The 24,285-nt window shown below is 65.7% G+C and carries 18 protein-coding genes; 13 read left to right on the plus strand and 5 right to left on the minus strand.

Annotated elements, in window-relative coordinates; translation table 11 throughout:
* Positions 1–44: 44 nt before the first annotated feature.
* Positions 45–1,523, plus strand: coding sequence for a glycerol kinase GlpK (gene glpK / locus AC2FL1_RS11730; protein ID WP_496877051.1), 1,479 nt, complete (start codon positions 45–47; stop codon positions 1,521–1,523).
* Here glpK and AC2FL1_RS11735 read toward each other — a convergent pair.
* The 4 genes from AC2FL1_RS11735 to AC2FL1_RS11750 all read right to left on the minus strand — a co-directional run bounded on the left by AC2FL1_RS11735 (position 1,520) and on the right by AC2FL1_RS11750 (position 6,138).
* Positions 1,520–2,779 carry a flavin-dependent oxidoreductase gene (locus tag AC2FL1_RS11735; protein ID WP_496877052.1) on the minus strand — a complete coding sequence of 420 codons (1,260 nt, stop codon included), beginning with the start codon at positions 2,777–2,779 and terminating at the stop codon, positions 1,520–1,522. The genes glpK and AC2FL1_RS11735 overlap by 4 nt on opposite strands.
* A gap of 61 nt (positions 2,780–2,840) precedes the next feature.
* Positions 2,841–3,611 (minus strand): peroxide stress protein YaaA, encoded by a 771-nt coding sequence (gene yaaA, locus AC2FL1_RS11740; RefSeq protein ID WP_496877053.1) that lies wholly within the window; start codon positions 3,609–3,611, stop codon positions 2,841–2,843.
* A gap of 33 nt (positions 3,612–3,644) precedes the next feature.
* Positions 3,645–5,684: a DNA helicase RecQ gene (gene recQ, locus AC2FL1_RS11745; protein WP_496877054.1), complete on the minus strand. Its 2,040-nt coding sequence runs from the start codon at positions 5,682–5,684 to the stop codon at positions 3,645–3,647.
* Between the two features lie 166 nt (positions 5,685–5,850).
* The gene (locus AC2FL1_RS11750; protein WP_263386580.1) at positions 5,851–6,138 is read right to left on the minus strand and encodes a YggT family protein; all 288 of its coding nucleotides are present in this window, start codon (positions 6,136–6,138) and stop codon (positions 5,851–5,853) included.
* A gap of 155 nt (positions 6,139–6,293) precedes the next feature.
* Here AC2FL1_RS11750 and AC2FL1_RS11755 point away from each other — a divergent pair, with 155 nt between their 5' ends.
* The 9 genes from AC2FL1_RS11755 (at position 6,294) to idi (ending at position 13,899) form a co-directional block, all read left to right on the plus strand.
* Positions 6,294–7,658, plus strand: coding sequence for an MFS transporter (locus AC2FL1_RS11755; protein WP_496827400.1), 1,365 nt, complete (start codon positions 6,294–6,296; stop codon positions 7,656–7,658).
* Between the two features lie 32 nt (positions 7,659–7,690).
* The gene (gene mepA / locus AC2FL1_RS11760) at positions 7,691–8,539 is read left to right on the plus strand and encodes a penicillin-insensitive murein endopeptidase (protein ID WP_234140451.1); all 849 of its coding nucleotides are present in this window, start codon (positions 7,691–7,693) and stop codon (positions 8,537–8,539) included.
* Positions 8,512–9,396 carry an esterase-like activity of phytase family protein gene (locus AC2FL1_RS11765; RefSeq protein ID WP_496877055.1) on the plus strand — a complete coding sequence of 295 codons (885 nt, stop codon included), beginning with the start codon at positions 8,512–8,514 and terminating at the stop codon, positions 9,394–9,396. The genes mepA and AC2FL1_RS11765 overlap by 28 nt, the downstream gene beginning before the upstream one ends.
* Positions 9,397–9,486: 90 nt before the next feature.
* Positions 9,487–10,137, plus strand: a complete 651-nt coding sequence (locus AC2FL1_RS11770; protein ID WP_496877056.1) for a queuosine precursor transporter — start codon at positions 9,487–9,489, stop codon at positions 10,135–10,137.
* A gap of 258 nt (positions 10,138–10,395) precedes the next feature.
* Positions 10,396–10,815: an alternative ribosome rescue aminoacyl-tRNA hydrolase ArfB gene (arfB, locus tag AC2FL1_RS11775; RefSeq protein WP_496827408.1), complete on the plus strand. Its 420-nt coding sequence runs from the start codon at positions 10,396–10,398 to the stop codon at positions 10,813–10,815.
* Between the two features lie 53 nt (positions 10,816–10,868).
* Positions 10,869–11,615 (plus strand): SDR family oxidoreductase, encoded by a 747-nt coding sequence (locus AC2FL1_RS11780; RefSeq protein WP_234220726.1) that lies wholly within the window; start codon positions 10,869–10,871, stop codon positions 11,613–11,615.
* Between the two features lie 26 nt (positions 11,616–11,641).
* Positions 11,642–12,649, plus strand: a complete 1,008-nt coding sequence (locus tag AC2FL1_RS11785) for a P1 family peptidase (protein WP_496877057.1) — start codon at positions 11,642–11,644, stop codon at positions 12,647–12,649.
* 120 nt (positions 12,650–12,769) lie between these two features.
* Positions 12,770–13,183, plus strand: a complete 414-nt coding sequence (locus tag AC2FL1_RS11790; protein WP_496827412.1) for a c-type cytochrome — start codon at positions 12,770–12,772, stop codon at positions 13,181–13,183.
* Positions 13,184–13,356: 173 nt separating this feature from the next.
* Positions 13,357–13,899, plus strand: coding sequence for an isopentenyl-diphosphate Delta-isomerase (idi, locus tag AC2FL1_RS11795; RefSeq protein ID WP_496827414.1), 543 nt, complete (start codon positions 13,357–13,359; stop codon positions 13,897–13,899).
* A gap of 12 nt (positions 13,900–13,911) precedes the next feature.
* Here the strand turns inward: idi and AC2FL1_RS11800 are convergent, their stop codons facing one another.
* Positions 13,912–16,131, minus strand: coding sequence for a response regulator (locus AC2FL1_RS11800; RefSeq protein ID WP_496827416.1), 2,220 nt, complete (start codon positions 16,129–16,131; stop codon positions 13,912–13,914).
* Positions 16,132–16,263: 132 nt separating this feature from the next.
* Here AC2FL1_RS11800 and AC2FL1_RS11805 point away from each other — a divergent pair, with 132 nt between their 5' ends.
* The 3 genes from AC2FL1_RS11805 to pbpC are packed head-to-tail and all read left to right on the plus strand — an operon-like array spanning position 16,264 to position 24,282.
* Entirely contained in the window at positions 16,264–21,690 is a 5,427-nt protein-coding gene (locus tag AC2FL1_RS11805; RefSeq protein ID WP_496877058.1) for an alpha-2-macroglobulin family protein, read from the plus strand.
* Complete coding sequence (locus tag AC2FL1_RS11810; RefSeq protein ID WP_496877059.1) at positions 21,687–22,253, plus strand: putative glycolipid-binding domain-containing protein; 567 nt, start codon at positions 21,687–21,689, stop codon at positions 22,251–22,253. The genes AC2FL1_RS11805 and AC2FL1_RS11810 overlap by 4 nt, the downstream gene beginning before the upstream one ends.
* The gene (pbpC, locus tag AC2FL1_RS11815; RefSeq protein WP_496877060.1) at positions 22,243–24,282 is read left to right on the plus strand and encodes a penicillin-binding protein 1C; all 2,040 of its coding nucleotides are present in this window, start codon (positions 22,243–22,245) and stop codon (positions 24,280–24,282) included. Before AC2FL1_RS11810 ends, pbpC begins: the two co-directional genes overlap by 11 nt.
* Positions 24,283–24,285: the final 3 nt, after the last annotated feature.

A 24,285-nucleotide genomic window follows, 5' to 3' on the forward strand; every position in this document is an offset into this window, starting at 1 on the left:
GCGGCTACAGTCCCGGGTCAAGAGACGATGAGAGGGGGCAGAGAATGACCTTTATTCTGGCGATTGACCAGGGCACCACTTCGAGTCGGGCGATCCTGTTCGATGGTGAGATGCGGCGGGTGGCGACCGCCCAACGTGAATTCACCCAGCATTTCCCTGAGGCGGGCTGGGTCGAGCATGACGCCGACGAGATCTGGCGAACCACGCTGGAGGTCTGCCGCGAGGTGATCTCCGCACTGGGCATCGGGCCCGAGCAGATCGCCGGGATCGGCATCACCAACCAGCGCGAAACCACCGTGGTCTGGGACAAGGCCAGCGGTGCGCCGGTCCATCGCGCCATCGTCTGGCAGGACCGGCGCACCGCCGCCATCTGCGAGCGGCTGCGCAATGCGGGTTGCGAGGACGACTTTACCGCCCAGACCGGCCTGCTGCTCGATCCGTATTTTTCGGGCACCAAGGTGAAATGGATCCTCGACACCGTGCCGGGCGCGCGCGATCGGGCCGCAGCGGGCGAGCTGTTGTTTGGCACCATCGACTCGTTCCTTATCTGGCGGCTGACCGGCGGGCGGGTTCATGCGACCGATGCCACCAACGCCGCGCGGACGCTGATGTTCGACATCCATCAGGGGGAATGGAGCAAGGAGATCTGCGAGTTGCTCGACGTGCCGATGGTGATGCTGCCCGAGGTGCGCGACTGCGCCGCCGATTTCGGTACCACGGATCTGTTTGGCGGGCAGGTGCCGATCCTGGGCGTTGCCGGCGACCAGCAGGCGGCCACGATTGGTCAGGCCTGTTTCCAGCCCGGCATGATGAAATCCACATATGGCACCGGCTGTTTCGCGCTTCTCAATACCGGAACACAGCCGGTCGCCTCGCAGAACCGTCTGCTGACGACCATCGCCTATCAGTTGGACGGCCAGCGGACCTATGCGCTGGAGGGGTCGATATTCATCGCCGGGGCGGCGGTGCAGTGGCTGCGCGACGGGCTGGGGATCATCGAGACTGCGGCGCAAAGCGGTGAGCTGGCCGCCCGCGCCGATCCCGCGCAGAACGTCATTCTTGTTCCCGCCTTTACCGGTCTTGGTGCCCCGTATTGGAAGCCCGATTGCCGCGGCGCCATGTTCGGGCTGACGCGCAATTCCGGCCCGGCCGAGTTCTGCAAGGCGGCGCTGGAAAGTGTGGCCTATCAGACCCGCGATCTGTGGGAGGCGATGCAGGGCGATTGGGGTGCGGATGCGGATGTGATCCTGCGCGTCGACGGCGGCATGAGCGCTTCCGACTGGGCGATGCAGGGACTGGCCGACCGTCTGGGTGCGCCGGTGGACCGCCCGGTGATGCAGGAGACCACGGCGCTGGGCGCGGCCTGGCTGGCCGGGATGCGGGCGGGGGTTTACCCCGATCAAGCAGGCTTTGCTGCGACCTGGGCGCTGGATGCACGGTTCACCCCGAAGATGCCCGAGGGCAACCGCGAGGCCGCCTATCGCCGCTGGAAAGCGGCGGTGGCGGCGGCGATGATGGTCTAGGCTGGCATCCGCGCGCCTTCGGCGATGGTCCGGGGGCGCGCATTCAGCTCTTCTATAGAGAACCCGGCAATGGATTTGTACCTGGCCGCATGCGCGGCCAGTTCGGTACGGGGGATCACCGTATCGATATCGTCGAAATCGCCGCCGCACAGATCCTCGACCCGTTGCAGAACCCCGTCCGGCCCGCCACCCGCGCGATTGGCCTGGCCAACGGCGGTGGTCACCGGGCGGACCTCGGCCTCATAGGCCGCCAGCGCCTTGGGCGTAATCCCATGCTCCAGTAGCCGGGCACCGATGATGCGCGCATCCAGAATCGCCTGGCTGGCCCCGTTCGACCCGACCGGATAGGTGGGGTGCGCCGCATCACCCATCAGGGTCAGCGACCCGTCGGTCCAGCGGGGCAGGGGGTCGCGGTCGACCATCGGATACTCATAAACCACCTCGGCCCCTTGGATCAGCGCGGGAACGTCGATCCAGTCGAACCGCCAGTCCGCGAAATCGGGCAGGAAATCACCGATATCGGCGGCGCGGTTCCAATCTTCTTTCTTCCATGCGGCATCTAGGGGAAACCGTTTCTCGGCGATCCAGTTCATCTCGACCATGCCGTCGCTGTCCGGGTCCGAGATCGGATAAGACACCAGCCGCAGATCGTCATGCCCGATCATCGCCATCGCGCCGCCGCCGAAATAGGCGGGCGCCCGGGTGGTGGCACGCCACAAGACGCGTCCGTTCCAGATCGGCTCGCCCTCGTCCGGGTACATCTGCGCCCTGAGCGCCGAATGGATACCGTCGGCGGCGATCAGCAACCGCCCCTCGACCCGGCGCCCATCGCTCAGGATCAGGGTGGCACCCTCTGACCCGGTTTCGAACCCGGCAGCGCGCGCACTGGTCACCACGCAATCCGCCCCGGCCCGGGCGATCAGCGCCTCATACAGCATCATCTGCAAGGCGCCGCGATGCACCGAGTACTGCGGCCAGGCATAACCAGCCCAGGTGCCGCGCGGCTCTTCCCAGATGGTCTTGCCCAGTTTCGAGTAGAACCCCAGTTGGCGCGTCCGCACGCCGATCCGGTCCAGTTCCGCTTCCAGCCCCAGGTCGAGCAATTCGCGCACCGCATTGGGTTGCAGGTTGATCCCCACCCCCATAGGGCGCAGCACCGCCGTCGCCTCGTAGATGCGAAACGGCACCCCGATCTGGTGCAGCGTCAGCCCCAGGCTGAGCCCCGCGATACCGGCACCGGCGATCAGAACTGTCATGGCCTTCTCCCTCTCTCGTGGCGACAGACTGCCCGGCGCCGGGCAAGAGGTCGAGAGGAAATCAGCCCTGATAGGGGCGCAGGAACACCGGTTTGTCGGGCTCGGACAGGTCAGCGTTGTATTGGTATCCGCCGCTGTCGAACTCGCTCAGCGCCTGTGGATCGGTCAGACGGCGTTGCACGATATAGCGGGCCATCGCCCCGCGCGCCTTCTTGGCATAGAAACTCACGATCTTGGGCGCGCCGCCCTTGTCCTCCATGAACACCGGCGTCACCACCCGCAGTTTCAGCGTCTTGGGGTCGACGGCGCCGAAATATTCCTGGCTGGCACAGTTGACCAAGACATCGGTGCCGATTTCATCGGCCTGAGCGTTCAGCGTCCTGGACAGCTGGTCACCCCAATAGTCATAGAGAGAGGTTCCCCGCCGGGTCTTCAACCGGCTGCCCATTTCCAGCCGATAGGCCTGGATCGCATCCAGCGGACGCAACAGGCCGTATAGACCCGACAGGATGCGCAGATGCTGCTGCGCCCAGTCCATTTCCTCGGGGTCGAGCGAGGCGGCCTCGAGCCCCTGATAGGTGTCCCCGGCAAAGGCCAGCGCGGCAGGGCGGGTTACATTCGCGCCGGGCGCATCGGCGAATTCGCGGAACCTATCGCGGTTGAGCCGGGCCAGATCGTCGCTCAGCCCCATCAGTTTCTTGAGATCGCCCAGCGTCAGGTTGCGCGCGGTCTTGGCCAGCCGCACCGCATCGTCCTGAAAGGCGGGTTCGGTCGCCGCAATGTCACGTTCCGCCCAATCCAGCCGCTTGGCCGGAGAGATCACCACCAGCATGTCCTGCCCTCTCGTCCTTGGTTTCGCACGTATCTAGGACGCCTGGCCCAGCACGTCCAGAAAGGCCTCACCAAAACGTTCCCAGCGCCGGTCGCCCAACAACACCTCCAGCCCGCGCCGGTCGTCGGGCCGCATCTGCGCCACCTTGGCCAGTTGCGATGCCGAACAGCTGAGCGGCTTGTCGATTCCGTCGGGGCCGCGTGCCAGATCGGCCTGTACCGCCAGCAGCCGATCGTAGATGTTGCCGGTCCCTCGTCCGGCCAGCTTGCGGCGGGCGGGGTGCAGCGCTTCGGCCGCACCGCTCACCACCTCCAGGAACAGGGCGCCGTAGCGCTCCAGCTTCTTGGCACCGATACCACCGATCCGGGCCATCTGATCCAGCGACGCAGGGCGCTTCTCGGCCATCTCGATCAGGGTGCGGTCAGGAAAGATCACATAGGCCGGGACCCGTGCCGCCTCGGCCAGAGCGCGGCGCTTGGCCTTGAGCGCGGACAGCAGCGGCGCGTCCTCGTCATTGACCATGGCCTTGACCGCAGGACGCCGCGCCGCCTTGCGCACCGTATCCTTGCGCAGTTCGATTTCTGCCTCGCCGCGCAGGATCGGCAGCGCCGCTTCGGTCATCCGCAACGCGCCATGGCGTTCGGGATCGGGGCGCACCAGATCGCGGCCCATCATCTGACGAAAGATCGCCTGCCACTGGGCGCGGTTCCATTCGGTGCCGACGCCGTAGGTGGGCAACTGGTCATGACGGCGTTCGCGGATCTTGTCGGTCTGGTTGCCCAGCAGGATGTCGATCAGATGGGTTGCGCCGAACCATTCCTCGGTCCGCAGCATCGCCGACAAAGCCATGCGCACGGCGGTGGTGCCATCAAAGCGCTCTGCCGGGCTGTCGCACAGATCGCATTTGCCGCAGGTGACCTCGGTCTCGCCAAAGTAACCCAGCAGTGTCTGGCGGCGGCAGGTCAGCGCCTCGGCCAGACCCAGAAGCGCGTTCAGCCGGGCATGGTCGGCGGCGCGGCGTTCGGGTGGGGCCAGCCCCTCGTCGATCTGGCTGCGGCGCAGGCGGATGTCGTCGGGACCAAACAGGGTCAGCGTCTCGGCCGGCCCGCCATCGCGCCCGGCGCGGCCGATCTCTTGATAATAGGCCTCGATGGATTTCGGCAGATCGGCATGGGCGACCCAGCGGATATCGGGCTTGTCGATACCCATGCCAAAGGCCACCGTCGCCACCACGATCAGCCCGTCCTCGCGGGCAAAGCGGGTTTCGACGATGCGGCGGTCCTCGGCCTCCATTCCGCCGTGATAGTGACAAGCGCTGTGGCCGTCTTCGCGCAGGGCCTGCGCCAGCGCCTCGGTCTTGGCCCGGGTGCCGCAATAGACGATACCCGACTGTCCGCGCCGGGCGCCTGCGAAATCCAGGATCTGGCGGCGCGGGCTGTCCTTGGCGGCAAAGGCGAGGTGGATATTGGGCCGGTCGAACCCGCGCAGAAAGCTGCGCGGCGCTTCTCCGTCGAACAGTTTCGCGATGATCTCGGCCTGTGTCTCGGCATCCGCCGTGGCGGTGAAGGCGGCCAGCGGCACGCCCAGCGCCCTGCGCAGCTCGCCGATACGCAGGTAATCGGGGCGGAAATCATGGCCCCACTGGCTGACGCAATGGGCCTCGTCCACTGCGATCAGGCTCACCCCGATCCGCCGCAGCATCCCGATCGCCGCGCCCGAGGCGAGCCGTTCGGGGGCCATGTAAAGCAGCTTCAGCCGCCCCGCCTCCAGCGCCTGCCAGACAGCCTCGGTCTCCTCAGACGTGTTGCCCGAGGTCAAAGCGCCCGCCTCGACGCCCGCCTCTTGCAAGCCGCGCACCTGGTCGCGCATCAGGGCGATCAGCGGCGAGATCACCACCGTCACCCCGTCGCGCATCAATGCCGGCAGTTGGAAACACAGCGATTTGCCGCCCCCCGTCGGCATGATCGCCAGCACGTTCTGGCCCTCGGCCACGGCCTGCGCTATTTCCTCCTGCCCGGGGCGGAAGGCGTCGAATCCAAACACATCTCGCAACAGCGGTGCGGCGTCGAACATCTTTGGGGTGGCCTGTCCTGATTTTTGCGCTTTGCTCTTTGGGACCACCTTACACGCGCAAAAGCGCCGGGAACAAGAGCACCGGCGCCGGTCTTCTTCTGTTCGAAAATACCTCGGGGGTGAATTGGCCGTCAGGCCAAGAGGGGGCGGCGCCCCCTCACCGCACTCAATAGAACAGCGCCGCGTTGTTGATCAGCACGATGCGCAGCGCCATGATTGCCAGCAGCACCACCAGCGGGGTCAGGTCCAGCCCGCCCATCGGTGGCAGGATCCGGCGGATCGGGCCATAGATCGGCTCCAACACCCGGTTCAGCCCGTACCAGATTTGCGCCACCAGCTGCTGGCGCATGTTCAACACCTGGAAGTTGATCAGCCAACTCATGATCACATGCGCCAGGATGAAGAACCAGACCACATCCAGGATCAGCATCAGGATTTGAAACAGCGACTGCATGGGGCCTCCTCGCGCACGAACCGCGAACAGACCTAAGAGCAGCAGGGCAAAGACGCAAGGGTTCAAGCGGGGCCCGCACAGGAAAGACTTGCCTCGCCCCCGAGCCAGCCTTCATAACCGAAGCAAATACACAAACAATTTGAACGGGGACAGGCATGGCGGATATCTCGGCGCGCAAGCGGATCTGGGGTTGGTATTTCTTCGACTGGGCCAGCCAACCCTATCACACGCTTCTTGTGACCTTCGTGTTCAGCCCGTTCTTCGCCGCGGTGGCCGCGGACTATTTCATGGGCCAGGGTTTGGCGGACGAGGCTGCCAAGGCGCAGGCACAGGTGGTCTGGTCGCAATGTCTGACCATCACAGGGCTGATCATCGGCTTCGGCGCACCCTTTCTGGGGGCGATGGCCGATATCTCGGGCCGCCGCATGACCTGGATCACGCTCTTCTGCGGCATGTATGTCGTCGGCGCCTGGGGCCTGTGGTACATGGATCCGACTGGCGGCAACCTTTGGTGGATGATGGCCAGTTTCGGCATCGGTTTCATCGGCGCCGAATATGCGCTGATCTTCATCAACGCGCAGCTCCCCTCGCTTGGCACCAAAGAGGAAGTGGGCCAGATCTCAGGCTCGGGTTTCGCCTTTGGCTATCTCGGCGGCGTGGTGGCGCTGTTCATCATGTTGCTTCTCTTTGTTGAGCAGGGCAATGGCAAGACGCTGATCGGCCTTGACCCGGTGCTGGGGCTAGATCCCGCGACCCGCGAGGGAACCCGCGCCGTCGGCCCGTTCACCGCGCTCTGGTTCGTGATCTTCATGATCCCCTATTTCCTCTGGGTGCGCGAACCCGCCGGCAGCGGGCGGCGCGGCAGTTTCGGCGAGGCGGTGGCGCTGGTGGTGCAATCGGTCAAGAACCTGCGCCACCGTGGCAGCCTGGCCAGCTATCTGGCCTCGTCGATGTTCTATCGCGACGCGCTCAACGGGCTCTATGGCTTTGGCGGGGTCTATGCCCGGTTGGTGCTGGGTTGGGAGATCACGATGATCGGCGTATTTGGCATCATCGCGGCGATCTCAGCGGCGGCGTTCAGCTGGCTGGGAGGGCTGGCCGATCGCAGGCTGGGGCCCAAGCCGGTCATTGTCGGTTCGATCCTGGTGCTGATCCTGGTCTGCGCCACCATCGTTGGCATGGACCGGACCCAGATATTCGGCATCCCGCTGGCCGAAGGCTCGAGCCTGCCCGATTTCGTCTTCTTCTTTTGCGGCGTGCTGATCGGCGGGTTCGGTGGCATCGTGCAGGCGGCCAGCCGGTCGATGATGGTGCGCCATACCGATCCTGCGACCCCAACCGAAAGCTTTGGTCTTTACGGTCTGTCGGGGCGCGCGACCGCGTTTCTTGCGCCCGCATTGATCGGAGCGGCCACGGCGGCAACCGGGTCCGCGCGCTTGGGGGTTTCACCGGTCGTCGGCTTGTTTATTCTGGGACTGATCCTGTTGATTTGGGTGAATCCAAAAGGGGACCAGAAATAGTGTTTATTCAGATCATTGCCGTTTTTCTATTGATGCTGAGTCCGGTGCTGGGTGCCGCTCCGGCGCAGGCCGAGCCATTGGCCAAAGAGCTTTTCGGGGCTCAAAAGCAGGCCTCTCGGCAGAAACCCGCCGCCTATGGCAGCTATGCCAAGGGTTGCGCGGCCGGGCTGGAGCAACTGCCCGAGACCGGCCCGACCTGGCAGGCGATGCGGCTGAGCCGCAACCGCAACTGGGGCCACCCCGAGACCATCGACTTCATCCGTGACCTGAGCGGTTTTGCCGCCCGGCAGAAGGGGTGGAGCGGGCTTTACATCGGCGATATCAGCCAGCCGCGCGGCGGACCGATGCTGACTGGGCATCGCAGCCACCAGCTGGGGTTGGATATCGACATCTGGATGTTGCAGGCCAACAATCTGCGTCTGTCGGGTCAGCATCGCGAGAAGATTTCCTCGATCTCGCTGCGTCGTGCCAAGGGGGCCTATGTCAACGACAGCTGGACCCGCCAGCATCATGCGATCATGCGCGAGGCGGCGCGCGACAAGCGGGTGGCGCGCATCTTTGTCTTTCCCGGCGCCAAGGTCTGGATGTGCAACAACGAAAAGGGCGACCGCTCTTATCTGCGCAAGATCCGGCCCTGGTGGGGACATCACTATCATTTCCACGTTCGGCTAAGTTGCCCGCGCGGCTCGCGCGGCTGTGTCGACCAGACCCCGCCGCCGCAGGGGGATGGCTGTGCCGAGGCGCAGGAATGGGTGAACAATATCCTGAACCCGCCGCCGCCGAAACCGCGCGACCCCAACGCGCCACCGCCCAAGAAACGCCGCGAATACGTGCTGGCCGACCTGCCGAAGCAATGCGCCTCCGTCTTGCGCTCGCAATAGCGGCGGCGCTGGTGCTGTCCGGTCCCGGCCTGGCCGTGGATCGCGGCGAGGCACAGCATCTGGGCAGTTTCACCTGGCGCGGATCGCAGCCCTGGTTCGGCGGTTTTTCGGCCATCGAAATGGCGTCGGACGGTATCGGCATGACCGTGCTGTCCGACCGCGCCACGATCCTGAGCGCGAGGGTGCAGCGCGACGGTGACCAGATCACCGGCGTCGAGATCGGTACTGTCCACAAGGTCAGATCGAGCAAGAACAAGGTGCTCAAGGGCCGGGTCGGCGACAGCGAGGGGTTGGTGGTCGGGTCGGATGGGGTGATCTACATCTCGTTCGAGGGCGTGGCGCGCGTGGCGCGATACACGCGCCTCGATGGCCCGGCCGAGGTTCTGCCGCGCCCGGACGCGTTTCGCTACATGGCCCGCAACGGTGCCTTCGAGGGGTTGGCGATGGACGCGCGCGGGCGGCTCTATACCCTGCCTGAAAGCAGCCGCGCCGGTGATGGCTCGATCCCCGTCTATCGCTGGGACGGGCGGGCCTGGAGCACGGCGTTTCACCTCGAGCAGCGTGGCGACTTCCTACCCGTCGCCGCCGATTTCGGACCTGACGGGCGGTTTTATGTGCTGGAGCGCGATACCGGCGCCATCGGGTTCCGCTCGCGCCTGCGCCGTTGGAACATGACTGCTAATGGGGTCTCTGGCGAAGAGACCCTGTTTCAAAGCCGCATTTCCAGCCATGACAATCTTGAGGGCCTGTCGGTCTGGCGCGACGGGCAAGGGCGATTGCGGGCCACGATGGTGTCGGATGACAACTTTCTGGTGCTGCAACGGACCGAGTTGGTCGAATACCTGCTGCCGGATTGACAGGACGGGGTGTTGCGGGCTAAACGCCCGGCTTGTCCGCGACACAGGCGGACCAAGTCGCCGCACCCTTGTCAAAACGGACCCCGAAACATGACCCGCTCATTCCTTCCCGGCATTCTTGCCATGGCCGCCATCGTGGTGGCGTCGAACATCCTCGTCCAGTTCCTGATCCTCGACGGATTGTTGACATGGGGCGCCTTCACCTATCCGCTGGCCTTTCTGGTCACCGATGTGATGAACCGCGTCTATGGAACCGAGGCCGCGCGGCGCGTGGTGTTTGCCGGGTTTGTGACCGGGGTGATCTGTTCGCTGATCGGCAGCCAGATCATGCTGCAAGGCGACGGCTATACCTATGCCGCCGTTCCGCTGCGCATCGCGGTTGCCTCGGGCACTGCCTTCCTGATCGCGCAGCTGACCGATGTGGCGGTGTTCAACCGGTTCCGGGGCGGGCGCTGGTGGCGGGCGCCGCTGGTGTCGACCCTGATCGGCTCGGCGCTGGACACCGCACTGTTCTTTACCATCGCCTTTTCGGCCAGCATCACCCTGTTTGGCCCGGATGCCGACGCCGCCGTCAACTGGGCGTGGGAGGCGGTGCCATTCATGAACACGGGCGCGCCGATGCCGCTGTGGGTCACGCTGGCCTTTGCCGACTGGCTGGTCAAACTCTCACTTGCCCTGATCGCGCTGATCCCGTTCCGCGTTATCGTTCAACGACTTGCCCCCTCTCGCGTCGCCGCCTGAAGATTTCATTTGGCGCAAATCACTTCCTGTGGCAGGCTTAAGATGAGTTCAACAGCAAAGCAAAGGAGGTGGTCCAGTGTCGAGAAAGGGATTGGTAAGAGGTGCCGGAACCTAGGGGCAGGCGCCGGTCAAGGCAGTCCTTGGCGGGTACCCGCCCCGGTCGAGCCTGTTGGCCCACTGGCACAGCTTCCTGAACTTTCGAAAGGCCGCCCGATGGGCGGCCTTTTTCATACCCGCGAGGCCCGCTAAGGTGCCGCCATGCTGTATGTGACCGACGATATCGTGATCCAGGACTGGGAGTTGAGCGAGAGCTTCATGCGCGCCTCGGGGCCGGGCGGGCAGAATGTGAACAAGGTGTCTTCGGCGGTCGAATTGCGGTTCGAGGCGGCGCGCTCGCCCTCCTTGCCCGCACCGGTCAAAGCGCGGCTGAAACGGTTGGCAGGACGGCGTTGGACCAGCGAGGGGGCTATCGTCCTGCAATGCGACGAAACCCGTAGCCAGGCCCGCAACCGCGAGATCGTCCGCGCCCGGCTGGTCGAGCTGATCGCCCGTGCGCTGGTGGCCCCCAAACGCCGCATCGCGACCAAGCCCACGCGCGGCTCGGTCCGGCGCCGGTTGGATGCCAAGAAGGCGCGCGGCGAGGTCAAGGCCCTGCGCGGCAAGATTGGCGACGAATAGACTGGCGTCTCTGCGCGCCGCTGCTAATCTCGGGTCCAGAGGGAGTGAACCATATGAGACTGGACGGAAAAACAGCTATCGTCACCGGTGGCGCGCAAGGGTTTGGCGCGGGGATCGTGGCGAAATTCGTGTCCGAAGGCGCCCGCGTCATGGTAGCGGATATCAACCTTGACACCGCGCGCGAGACCGCCGCGCAGATGGATGGCGATGCCTTTGCCCATCAGGTTGATGTCTCGGACGGCAACTCGGTCGATGCGATGGCGGCGGCGGCGCTGCGCAGGTTCGGGCATGTGGATATTCTGGTCAACAATGCCGGTGTCACTCACCTGCCCACCGCGTTGGAGGATGTCAGCGAGGCGGATTTCGATCGTGTCTTTCGCGTCAACATGAAGTCGGTCTATCTGACCGCTCGGGCGCTGGTGCCGCATATGAAGGAACGCGGAAAGGGCGCGATCCTGAATGTCGCCTCGACCGCCGGCGTTTCTCCGCGCCCCCGGCTGAACTGGTACAATGCATCCAAGGGTTGGATGATCACCGCGACCCGCACCATGGCGGTAGAGCTTGCGCCCGATGGCGTGCGGGTCAACGCGCTCAACCCCGTGGCGGGCGAGACCCCGCTGTTGAAATCCTTCATGGGCGAGGACACGCCCGAAATGCGGGCCAAGTTCCTGTCCACCATCCCGCTGGGTCGGTTCTCGACCCCGCAGGACATGGGCAATGCCGCCTGTTTCCTGTGTTCGGACGAGGCCTCGATGATCACCGGCGTCGCGATGGAGGTGGATGGCGGCCGCTGCATCTGAGCGCCGCCTCTGAGGAAAGGCAAGCCATGGTTCCAGGTCCCCGCAACCTGATCACCGATGTGCCCGGCCTGATGGTCGGCAATGCGCAGGACGATGCGCTGAAATCCGGTGCCACCGTGTTGACCGCCGATGCGCCGTTCATGGCCTCGGTCCATGTGATGGGCGGGGCGCCCGGCACGCGCGAGACCGATCTGCTGGCGCCCGACAAATCGGTGGCACGGATCGACGCTCTGGTGCTCTCGGGTGGGTCTGCCTATGGGCTGGATGCCTGTTCGGGCGTGTCCGATGCGCTGCGCGCCGCCGGGCGCGGCTATCGCATTGCCGATGCAGTCATTCCCATCGTGCCGGGCGCGATCATCTTTGACCTGCTCAATGGCGGGGACAAGGAATGGGTCGACAACCCTTATCGCGCGCTGGGTCGCGCCGCGTTTGGCGCGGCGGGCAGGGATTTCGCGCTTGGTACCGCTGGGGCCGGTACCGGGGCGCTGACCGCGATGCTCAAAGGGGGGCTTGGCTCGGCCTCGCTGGTGCTGCCCGACGGAACCACGGTGGGCGCGCTGGTTGCCGCCAATCCGATGGGCAGCGTCACCACCCCCGGTGACCGTCATTTCTGGGCCGCTCCGTTCGAGATTGATGGCGAGTTCGGCGGGCTGGGTCCCGACCCCAGCGGCGGGCTGGGTCGGCAGCTCGAGAGCCGCAAGATGAGGACCATGGCCGCCCAGGCGCAGGACCGGGCCAATACCACCATTGCCATCGTTGCAACCGATGCCGACTTGACCAAGGCGCAGTGCCAGCGCATGGCGGTCGCCGCCCATGACGGCATCGCCCGGGCCACGGTTCCAGCCCATTCACCGGGCGATGGCGATCTGGTTTTCTCGGTCTCGACCGGCGCCCGCCCGATGGCCGCGCCCGAGCGTGATCTGACCCTATTGGGCCATGCCGCCGCGTTGTGCCTGGCCCGCGCCATTGCCCGCGCCATCTATCTGGCACGTCCGGCGCCGGGTGACCTGCTGCCCTGCTGGCATCAGGCGTGATCTTGCTGACAAGCGCGTGAGAAGGTGCGACACAGTGCCTGAATCCGACGATGGTGGTGTTGACTCCGGCGCGCTCTGTCTTCTCATTTGGGTCAGCCAAAAATCTGTGGAGTTCCCAACATGAACCGATTTGTCGCCGCCGCGTTTGCCTGCGTTCTTGCCGTTCCCGCCCTTGCCGAGGGCGATGCCGCCAAGGGTGAGAAGGGTTTCAACAAGTGCAAGTCCTGCCACATGATCGAAACCCCCGCGGGCGAAACCATCGTCAAGGGGGGCAAGACCGGGCCGAACCTGTATGGCGTCGTGGGCCGGGCCGCAGCCAGCTATGAGGGCTACAAATACGGTGATAGCCTGGTTGCAGCCGGTGAAAAGGGTCTTGTCTGGGACGAGGAAAGCTTTGTCGCCTTTACCCAGGACCCCAAAGGTTTCCTGAACACCTATCTGGGTGAAACGGCGGCCAAGTCGAAGATGACCTTCAAGCTGAAATCCGGTGGCGAGGACGTGTTTGCCTATCTGCAAAGCGTCGCCGCGGAATAAATCCCGAAACCTGGTACGTAAGTGCCAGCAAGGCCGCAGTGCAAACTGCGGCCTTTTACACGCTTGATCGCCGGGAGAAACGCGCACAGGTTTGTCCGGCAAGTCGGCATGAGACCGGCAGGGCGGCCGCCCCTTGGCGCCGCGGTCACGGGAGAACACGACATGAGGATGGTATGGGCATCCTGATTCCGGCTTGGGTCGACGATACGCTTGTTCCGGTGGACAAGCTGGAAGCACATGAGAAGGGTCTGAAACACAAGGCGGTTTCAGTCTTTGTCGTGCGCGGCATGGATATCCTGATCCAGCGCCGGGCGCTGGGCAAGTACCACACGCCGGGACTGTGGGCGAATACCTGCTGCACCCATCCCGACTGGGACGAGAGCGCCTCGACCTGCGCGGTGCGGCGCCTGCGCGAGGAACTGGGGATCAGCGGTCTCTATCCGGAATACCGCCACCGGCTGGAATACCATGCGGATGTCGGCAACGGCATGGTCGAGAACGAGGTGGTGGATGTTTTCCTGGCCCATGTGCGCGGACCGCTCGACGTGGTGCCGAACCCCGAAGAGGTGATGGAGATCCGCTGGATCGGCTATCACGACCTTTTGGCGGAAGTGCGACGTTACCCCGAGCGGTTCACGCCATGGCTCAAAATCTACTTGCATCACCATGCTGACACCATCTTTGGGCCCGATCTGATCATCTCGGCCAAGGCTTGAGTGCGTCCGAGGTCAATCCCCGCCTTCCGGTGTAATCGGGAGCGCGTCCGCCGGACAGGCTTGCGCGATGTGCTGGTGGATGAGCGCCTTGCGCAGTGGCTTGGTCAGGTACTGATCCAGCCCGGCGGCCAGTATCCCCTCGGCATCGCCAGCCATCGCATGCGCGGTCAGCGCGACAATGGGCACATGGCGCCCGGTTCCGGTTTCTTGTCTTCGGATTTCCCCGGTCGCCTGTTTCCCGTCCATCTTGGGCATAGAAATGTCCATGAAAATCAGATCCGGCTGGAACTCCTGCCAGAGCTCTACGGCCTCCAGCCCGTTATTGGCGAAACGCAGGTCGATATCGAGCGTCTTGACCATTTTGCGGAACACCAATTGGTTGGTTCGGTTGTCCTCGGCGGCCAGTACCCGCATTTGGCGGCGCGCGGCGGGTTCTGCGGGTTTGTCCAGCTCTGTCCTGGGTGGGGCTTCGCTAATGGGGGCGTGCTCTGCCACGGGCGCAACACCGGTACCCATGTCCGACAATCGCGCAAACAGTTCGGCCCGCGGGATCGGTTTTTGCAGAATGCCCTGCACATGGCGTTTGGCCGGATCGGCATGGGCCACTCCCGGATTAGAGGACAGCAAGAAGATCGGCACCTCGGTCCAGCCCGCGCCACGCAGCGTTTCGGCCAGTTCCAAGCCGTCCATCTCGGGCATGTTGTGATCGCTGAGCACCAGATCGACGCAGTCACTCATCCGTTCCAGCGCTTCGACCCCCGAGGCGCAGCAGGTCACTTGCACGCCCAACTGGGCCAGCTGCTTGTCCAGGATTGCGCGGTTCACCGACAGGTCGTCGACGATCAGCACATGCCGCAGGCGGACCGGCAGGTTAGGTAGTACCGGCTGCGGTTCCTCGCTCATTGGCAGGGTGACGCGGAAGCCGAAACAGGATCCTCGCCCCTCTTCGCTTTCGACCCAGACGGTGCCACCCATCATCTGGATCAGACGCTGCGAGATCGCCAGGCCCAGCCCGGTGCCGTCGAATTGCCGGTTGCGCTCGTTCTCGACCTGATTGAACTCGCCAAAGATATGCGCCAGCTTTTCCCTGGGGATGCCGATCCCGGTATCCTCGATCGCCACGTGGATGGCGCAGCGGCCGGTGGCAGGATCGGGCACGCCGGTGACGCGGATCAGGATATGACCCTTGGCGGTGAACTTGACCGCATTGCCCAAAAGATTGGTCAGAACCTGCCGCATCCGACCAGGATCTCCGACAAACAAGGTGGGCAGGAACAGATCGTAATCCACCAGCAGCGTCAGCCCCTTGTCGCGCACGATGGGCTGCATCAGCATCGCGACCTCGTGAATGCAGCGTTCCAGGTCGAACGGTTCGGGATGCAGCACCATCTTGTCGGCCTCGATCTTGGAGTAATCGAGAACGTCGTTGATGATCACCAGCAGCGCCTCGCCCGAATTCTTGATGGTACTGGCATAAAGCTGCTGTTCCTCGTCCAGTGCGGTGTCGCAGAGCAGTTCGGCCATCCCGACAACACCATTCATCGGCGTCCGAATCTCATGGCTCATATTGGCGAGAAAGGCCGATTTGGCACGGTTCGCGGCCTCGGCCCGCTCACGGGCTGCGCGCAGTTCGGCCTCGTAGCGCACGGTCGAGGTGATGTTGAGCGCCAGGCTGACCACGTCGCCGCCGTGGCCGCGCTGGTCGATCATCTTGACATACTGGTCGTTCCACAGGCGGATCACCACCGGTTCGGGGGTGGGGGCGATCCAGCGGTCATGCATCATCTGCCGCCATTCATCGGCGGCCAGTTCACCGGTGTCGATGATGCCTTCCTCGGTCATCAGTTGCAGGATACGCATGTACGAGATACCGGGCGCCACCTCGTCCAGCCCGTCAAAGACGTTGAGATAGGCAGTATTGGCGCCGATCAGCTTGCTGTCGGCATCGAAGAAAGCGAAGCCGTCCTGAATGGTCTGGATCGAGTGCCACAGCCGGCGTTCGGCCACCTCGATCTTGGCGTTGGCGACGGTCAGGTCAGATTTGACCTTTTCGTTCTCGTCACGGACGGTGGCCACCTCGGCCTGTTTCTCGCCAATCTGCTTGGTCAGCGCCAATGCATGGCGCCCCAGCTTGCGGTTTGCCGCCGACAGTTCGGCCTGTTTCAGTTCCAACAGTCTTTCCGCGGCCAAACGCGCGCGCCGCTCTTCGGCAAGCTTGTTTACCAGGCTCATTCGTAACAGTCCCCAACGCTCAGTGGCGTCAGCATCCGGCAGATCGGTGAAAAAGAGCTTAAGCCCGTCAAGCCTGAATCCTTGCAATGGGTCAGGCGCCCATGCGACCCTTGACCCAAACAGGAGGTCGGCATGCGGCGTTTTGGATTTCTTGCAGTTCTTTCTCTTCAGTTTGCTTTTTTCGGGCTGACCGGAGCCTCGGCGCAAGAGGCCGCGCCTGGTTTTCGTTATCTCGCTACCCGTGACATGGATTTCTATGGCGAGGATCTGGACGCCCTGTTCGACACCGATCTGCAATCCTGCATTCGTGCCTGTTCGGCAAACAATGCCTGCAACGCCTTCACCTTCAACGCGCGTTCGAACGCCTGTTTCCCCAAAAGGGGTGTCAGCGAACAGACGCCGTATCAGGGGGCGCTTTCGGCGGTGAAACTGCCCAGCTCGGCGGCTGTGCGTGACCGGGCGCGGCAACAGGCGGTGCGACTGGACTTTCTGCCGGACCGCGACCTGACCCGCGCTGTCGCGCAGGCGCGTGATCTTGGGCTGCGCCATGCCGCGGGCGGGATGGAGCTGGACCAGGTCATCGCCGCGATGCGCAATGCGGGTGCGGGGGCACAGGCCGCGGGTTGGGCCGGGCTGGCGGTGTCGCTGTCGGATCGTGCCGATCTGTGGGCGGAATACGCCCGCCTGCTGCTGAGTGTGCGCAGCGATGACAGCAGCGTGAAACGCGACCATGCGCGCCGCGCCACCTCTGCCGCGCTCAACGCCTATTTGCGGGCCGAAGGTCCGGGGGCCGAAGTTTCTGCGCTGTACCTGCTCGCGCAGGCGCTGGAACGGGACGGGCGCGGCCGTGACATGGTGCCGGTGCTGCGGTTGGCCAGCACCATCCAGCCGCGCGAGGACGTGCTGGCGGCTCTGGATACGGCAATTGGCAAATACGGGTTCCGCGTGATCGAGACTACGGTCGAAAGCGACAGTGCCCAGCCGCGCATCTGTGCCCAGTTCTCGGACCCGCTGGCGCGCAGCGGGGTCGATTACGAGCCTTTCGTGCACTCGCCCGAAGGGGACCTGGTGGTGCAGGCCGATGGAAACCAGCTGTGCCTCGATGGGGTCGAACATGGCAAACGCTATCGCATCACCCTGCGCGAGGGGCTGCCTGCCGGATCCGGTGAGGCGCTGTGGAAGGACGTGACGCTGACCCATTACGTGCGCGACCGCAGCCCGGCGGTCCGCTTTCCGGGCCGGTCCTATGTGCTGCCGAAATCGGCGGATGCCGCCGTTCCGGTCGAGACGGTGAACGCCACCACCCTCGACCTGATTTTGCGGCAGGTCAGCGACCGCAACCTGCTGCGCGCGGTGCAGGAGGGGTATTTCGCCCGCCCGCTGTCCTATTGGGAGGACGAGTATTTCGCCGCGGATATCGCGCAAGAGGTCTGGATCGGCAGTGCCGAAGTGGCCAGCACGCTCAACCGCGACATGACCACCCGCCTGCCGCTGGCCGAGGCGATTTCGGGCCAGCCTGCCGGCATCTATACGCTGACGGCGCGGGTGCCGGGTGCCGACCCCTATGACAATCCCGGTGCGACCCAATGGTTCGTGCTGTCCGATCTGGGGCTGTCCTCGATCTCGGGCAATGACGGGTTGCATGTGACGGTGCGCGGTCTTTCCGACGCGGCGCCGCGCGCAGCGGTCGAATTGACACTGATCTCGCGCGCCAATGCGGTTCTGGGCCGGACCCAGACCGATGCGCAGGGTCTTGCGCGGTTCGAACCGGGGCTGACGCGCGGTACTGGCGCGGCGGCGCCCGCGCTGATCCTGGCGGCGGCGGGGGACACCGATCTTGGCTTCCTGTCGCTGATCGACCCGGCCTTTGACCTGTCCGACCGGGGCGTCGAGGGACGCAAGCCCGCGGGCCCCGTCGATGTGTTCCTGACCACCGACCGGGGCGCCTATCGCGCGGGCGAGACCATTCATGCGACAGCGCTCAGCCGCGATGGCACCGCGCGTGCCATCGACGGTCTGCCGCTCACCGCGATCCTCACCCGGCCCGACGGGGTGGAATATGGCCGCAAGGTCTCGGATGGCGGTGTGGCGGGGGGGCATGTCTTTGCCCTGACCACCGGTGCCAGCGCCCCGCGCGGCACCTGGCGGATCGAGATCAAGACCGATCCCGATGGACCCGCGCTGGCCAGCCAGGCCCTGCTGGTCGAGGATTTTTTGCCTGAGCGGATCGATTTTGACCTGGCGCTGCCCGATGCGCCAATCCTGCCCGGCGACAGCCCGCCGCTGAGCATCGAGGCGCTTTACCTGTTCGGGGCGCCGGGCGCCGATCTGAGCATCGAGGGGCAGGTGCAACTGCGCGCCGCCGACCAGATCGCGGGCTGGCCGGGATACCGGTTTGGCCGCCATGACGCCGGGCTTCAGACCCGCACCAGCCATTTCGGCGATGCCCGCACCGACGCGACGGGGCAGGCCCGACTGGCGGTCGAGATCCCGCAGATCGACGCCGAGGGCAAGCCGCTCGAGGCGGTGGTGACGGCGCGGCTGGCCGATGGTGCCGCCCGTCCGGTTGAACGCCGGATATCGGTGCCGGTCTCGCCGGCCACTCCGGTCATCGGCATCAAGCCGCTGTTCGAGGATGTGGTGAGCGAGGGTACCGAGGCCGGGTTCCAGGTGATTGGCCTGACCCCGGAGCTGACGCCCCAGCCGATGCGGGTGAAATGGACGCTGAACCGGGTCGAGACGCGGTATCAGTGGTACCAGCTTTACGGCAACTGGAACTGGGAGCCGGTGACCCGCCGCACCCGCATCGCCACCGGCGAGGCCGATCTGGGCGGCGATCCGCTGTCCCTGTCGCAGCCGGTGGAATGGGGTGAATACGAACTCCTCGTCGAGCGGCTGGATGGGGCCTATGTCGCCGCGTCCGCCGATTTCTATGCCGGCTGGTATCAGGCCGCCGATGCGGCGGCGACGCCCGACCGGCTGGAGCTTTCGCTGGACAAGGACAGCTATCGCCCGGGCGACACCGCGCGGCTGCGGATCGTGCCGCGCATGGCGGGCACCGCGCTGGTCACGGTGCTCTCGGACCGGGTGATTGCACGGCAGGCGGTCGAGGTGGCGGCGGGCGAAAGCGTGATCCCGTTGACCGTGACCGAGGAGTGGGGCACCGGCGCCTATGTCACCGCCACCGTGATCCGGCCGATGGACGTGGCCGCCGGGCAGAACCCGGCGCGTGCACTGGGTCTGGCCCATGCAACGGTGGAACCGGTGGGCAAGGCGCTGACGGTTGCGATCGACGCACCCGAGGTGGCGCGACCGCGCGCCACCCAGCCCGTGCGCCTGACGGTTGCGGGCGCGCAGGCGGGTGACGAGGTCTGGCTGACGCTGGCGGCGGTCGATCTGGGCATTCTGAACCTCACCGGCTTCGAGAGCCCCGATCCGCAGGGCCACTATTTCGGCCAGCGGCGGCTGGGGGTCGAGATGCGCGATGTCTATGGCCGGTTGATAGACGGCATGAACGGCGCCTTGGGAACGGTTCGTTCGGGCGGGGATGCCGATAATGGCTTGCGGTTGCAATCGCCGCCGCCGACCCAGGACCTGATGGCCGTGTTCAGTGGCCCGGTGCAGGTGGATGCCGATGGCGGCGTTTCGGTCGATATACCCTTGCCTGCCTTCAACGGGACCGTGCGGCTGATGGCGGTGGCCTGGTCCGACCGCGCTGTGGGACAGGCCGAGCGGGACATGATCGTGCGTGATCCGGTGGTGGTGACGGCGACGGTGCCGCGCTTCCTTGCGCCCGGCGACAGCAGCCGGGTGCGGCTGGAGGTGGTGCATGCCGATGGCCCGCCGGGCGAGATGGCGTTGAAACTGGCCAGCGCCCCGGGCCTGCAATTGGGCGCCGCACCCGACCTGTTCACGCTGACCGAGGGGGGCAAGGCCGTGTTCGAGGTGCCGGTCACCGCCACCGCGCTGGGCGATCCGGTTTTGACGGTCGAATTGGTGACGCCGGGCGGGCAAGAGCTGCGCCAGGTGTTGAGACTGCCGGTGCGTGCCAATGATCCGGTGGTGGCCCAGACCCGGCGCTTTGCGCTGGGGGCGGGCGACAGTTTCCTGTTCTCTCGCGATGTCTTCACCGGGCTCAGGCCCGGATCGGCGCGGGCCATCCTGTCGGCCGGTCCGCTGGCGCGTTTCGATGCGCCGGGCCTGTTGGGGATGCTGGACCGCTATCCCTATGGCTGCACGGAACAGGTGACCTCGCAGGCGATGCCGCTGCTATACCTTGGGGCGGTGGCGCAGGCAGCGGGGCTGGGCACCGGACCGCAGGTGGCTGAGCGGATCGACGCCGCGATCCGGCGCATCCTGACCCGGCAAAGCGCCAATGGCGCCTTTGGTCTGTGGCGTGCCGAGAGCGGTGATTTCTGGCTCGACGCCTATGCCTCGGACTTTCTGAGCCGGGCCCGGGCCGAGGGCTATTCAGTGCCGGACCGCGCCTTTGCCATGGCGATGGACAACCTGCGCAATCGGTTGAACTATGCCCCCGATTTCGACGAAGGGGGCGAGGATATCGCCTATGCCCTGATGGTGTTGGCGCGCGAGGGCGCGGCGGCGATGGGCGATCTGCGCTACTACGCCGACGTCAAGTCGGATGCCTTTACCACGCCGCTGGGCGCGGCACAGCTGGGATCGGCGCTGGCCATGTATGGCGACCAGACGCGGGCCGACGCGATGTTTGCCCGTGCCGCGCGCATGGTCGCGGGGCAGCGGTCCGAGACACCCGTCTGGCGGGCCGATTACGGCACCAGCCTGCGGGATGCGGCGGGCTTGTTGACGCTGGCCGCCGAGGCGGGCAGCGCGGTGATCGACAGGGATTCTCTGATCAGCCGCATCAGCCAGCCCGCGGGTGAGATGTCGACCCAGGAGGCGGCCTGGAGCCTGCTTGCAGCACAGGCCTTGGTCAAGCAGCCTGAGCAATCGGGCCTGCGGGTGAATGGCGCGTTGGTGGATGGGCCCTTTGTGCAGGTGCTTGCAGGGACCAGTGACGAGGTGCTCAACATCACGGCCGTCGATGGTGGCGCCACCGATATCACCCTGACCATGCTGGGTGTACCCGAGGTGCCGCCGCTCGCCGGTGGCACCGGCTATACCATCACTCGCGCTCGCTACACGATGGACGGGGCGCCCATCTCCCGTGACGCTTTCGCCATTGGCGAACGGTTCGTGACGGTGCTGACCGTGACCCCGTTCGAGGCCTCGGGCGGGCGGCTGATGGTGAACGATCCGCTGCCCGCAGGGTTCGAGATCGACAACCCCTCGCTGTTGCGTTCGGGCGATGTGCGGGCGCTGGACTGGCTGTCGCTGGACGAGGCCACCCATACCGAGTTCCGCAGCGACCGGTTCCTGGCGGCCATCGATCTGACCGGCACCCGGCCCGTGACGCTGGCCTATGTCACCCGCGCGGTCAGCCCGGGTGAGTTCCACCATCCGGCGGCCTCGGTCGAGGACATGTACCGCCCCCGCTATCGCGCCCGCACCGACACGGGTCGCATCCGTGTCGGGCAATGAGCGGGCGCAAGGCCATTGCCACCGCCCATTGGCGGCGGCTGGATGGCGAAGGGTCCGACCGCTGCACCCTGTCGCGGGTGGCTCAGGGCTGGATCATGGTGGGCCATGCCCATTGGCGCGACGGGGATTGCGACACCACGCTCAGCTATGACATCCGCTGCGCGCCCGACTGGCGCAGCCTGTCGGCGGATGTCGCCGGAGAGCGCGGCGGGCACCCCCTGTCGATGCGGATCGAGGCGACGCCGATGGGCTGGCGGATGGACGACGTGCTGCAACCGGGCACCGAAGGGTGCAGCGATCTGGACCTCAGCTTTACCCCGGCGACCAACCTGATGCCGATACGGCGGCTGGGGGCCTTTGCGGGCGACGAATTGCGCGTTGCGGCTGCCTGGCTGATGCCCGATCTGGATTGTGTGGCGCGGCTGGACCAGATCTATACCCGGTTGCCGGATGGTCGGGTGCACTATGCCTCGGCCGGGTTTGCGGCCGATCTCGACCTGCATGCCAGCGGTTTTGCCACGCAATATCCCGGGCTCTGGCAGGGTTGGGTCGATGATGCCTAGGCCAACACGCTGGCTGATGGTGCTGGCGCTGATCCTGTGGGGGGGCGCGGTGCTGCGTGATGGGGCGGATCGCTGGATCGACGCCACCCAACTGCCGCCGGTCCTGACTGAAACGGGTGTCGAGATACGCGACCGCAACGGCGCCCTGTTGCGGGCCTATCAGGTGGAGAATGGTATCTGGCGGCTGGCGCCGGGGGCGGTGGACCCGGACTTTACCCGCATGCTGATCCGCTATGAGGACAAGCGCTTTGCCGATCATGCCGGGGTCGATCCGCTGGCGATGCTGCGCGCCGCTGGACAGGCGCTGTGGTATCGTCGTCCGGTCTCGGGCGGGTCGACCCTGACGATGCAGGTGGCGCGGCTGATCGAGGATGGGCCCACCGGGCGCTGGGCGGGTAAGCTGCGCCAGATCCGGGTGGCGTTGGCGTTGGAACGACGGCTGGACAAACAGCAAATCCTGGCGCTCTACCTGACGCATGCGCCCTATGGCGGCAATCTCGAAGGCGTTCGCGCCGCCGCGCTGGCCTGGTTCGGCAAGGAACCGCATCGCCTGACCCCGGCGCAATCGGCACTGTTGGTGGCATTGCCGCAGGCGCCCGAGGCCCGCCGCCCCGACCGCCAGCCGCGCGCGGCGCGGGCCGCGCGCGACCGGGTGTTGCACCGGATGCAGGCGCAGGGTGTGATGAGCGGCGATGCGATGCAGGCTGCGCTGGGCGAAGCAGTTCCACAGGCACAGCGCCCCTTCCCGCTGTTGGCGCCGCATCTGGCCGACCGCCTGCGCGCGGCTGACCCAACGGCACGGCGCCACGACGTCACGCTGGAGGCAGGCCTGCAATTGCGGCTCGAAACCTTGCTGGCCAAGGCGGCGCTGGAGGCCGGAGGGCGCCTGTCGGCGGCGCTTATCGTGGCCGATCACCGCAGCGGAGAGATCCTCGCCTCGGTCGGCTCGGCGGGCTACAGCGCCGAGCGGCAGGGTTTCGTTGACATGACCCGCGCATTTCGCTCGCCCGGTTCGACCTTGAAACCTTTTGTCTATGGCCTGGCCTTCGATCAGGGGCTGGCCCATCCGGAAACCCTGATCCAGGACAGTCCGGTGATGTTCGGCCGCTATGCACCGCGCAACTTCGACGGCGAATTCCGCGGAGAGTTGCGGATACGCGAGGCGTTGCAGCTGTCGCTGAACATCCCGGTGGTGCGGCTGACCGACGATCTGGGCCCCGTGCGGCTGATGGCGGCGCTGCGGCGGGGCGGAGCCGCGCCGCGCCTGCCCGGCGGCACGCCGGGTCTGGCGATTGCGCTGGGCGGGGTCGGCCTGACGTTGCAGGATCTGGTCCAGCTTTATACCGGTCTGGCGCAGGGCGGGCAGGGGCCGCTGCTGCGCCATGCTCTGGGCGAGGCACGGCAACCGGCGGGTCGATTGTTTTCCCCGGCTGCCGCATGGCAGGTGGGCGATATCCTCGCGGGTCTGGCGCCACCGCCCGGGGCGCGGCGTGGTGTACTGGCCTATAAGACCGGCACTTCTTATGGCCATCGCGATGCCTGGGCGGTGGGGTTCGACGGCGCCCATGTGATCGGGGTCTGGATGGGCCGGGCCGACGGTACCCCGGTGCCGGGCGCCTTTGGCGGCGATCTGGCAGCACCGGTCCTGTTCGAGGCGTTCGGGCGGCTGAAACCCGCCTTTGACCCGCTGCCGCCGCCACCGCCCGACACGCTGATCCTGCCCACGGCAGAATTGCCTCTGCCACTGCAACGCTATCGCCCGAGGGGTGCGGTGTTCGAGGTCGAGCCCGATGCGCCCGAACTTCTGTTTCCGCCTGATGGCGCGGTGCTGGCCATCGACGGCGGGTCGGTCACGGTCAAGTTGCGTGGGGGTCAGGCGCCCTTTACCCTGTTGGCCAATGGCAGGCCGCTGGCCACAGGCATCTTTGCCCGCGAATTCGATGTTCCCTCGCCCGGCAAGGGGTTTGCCACGCTGATCCTGCTGGATGCGCGGGGCCGGGCCAGCCGGGCAGAGCTGCGGCTGGATTGAAGA

It is taken from the genome of Ruegeria sp. YKSF070 (assembly GCF_059612725.1).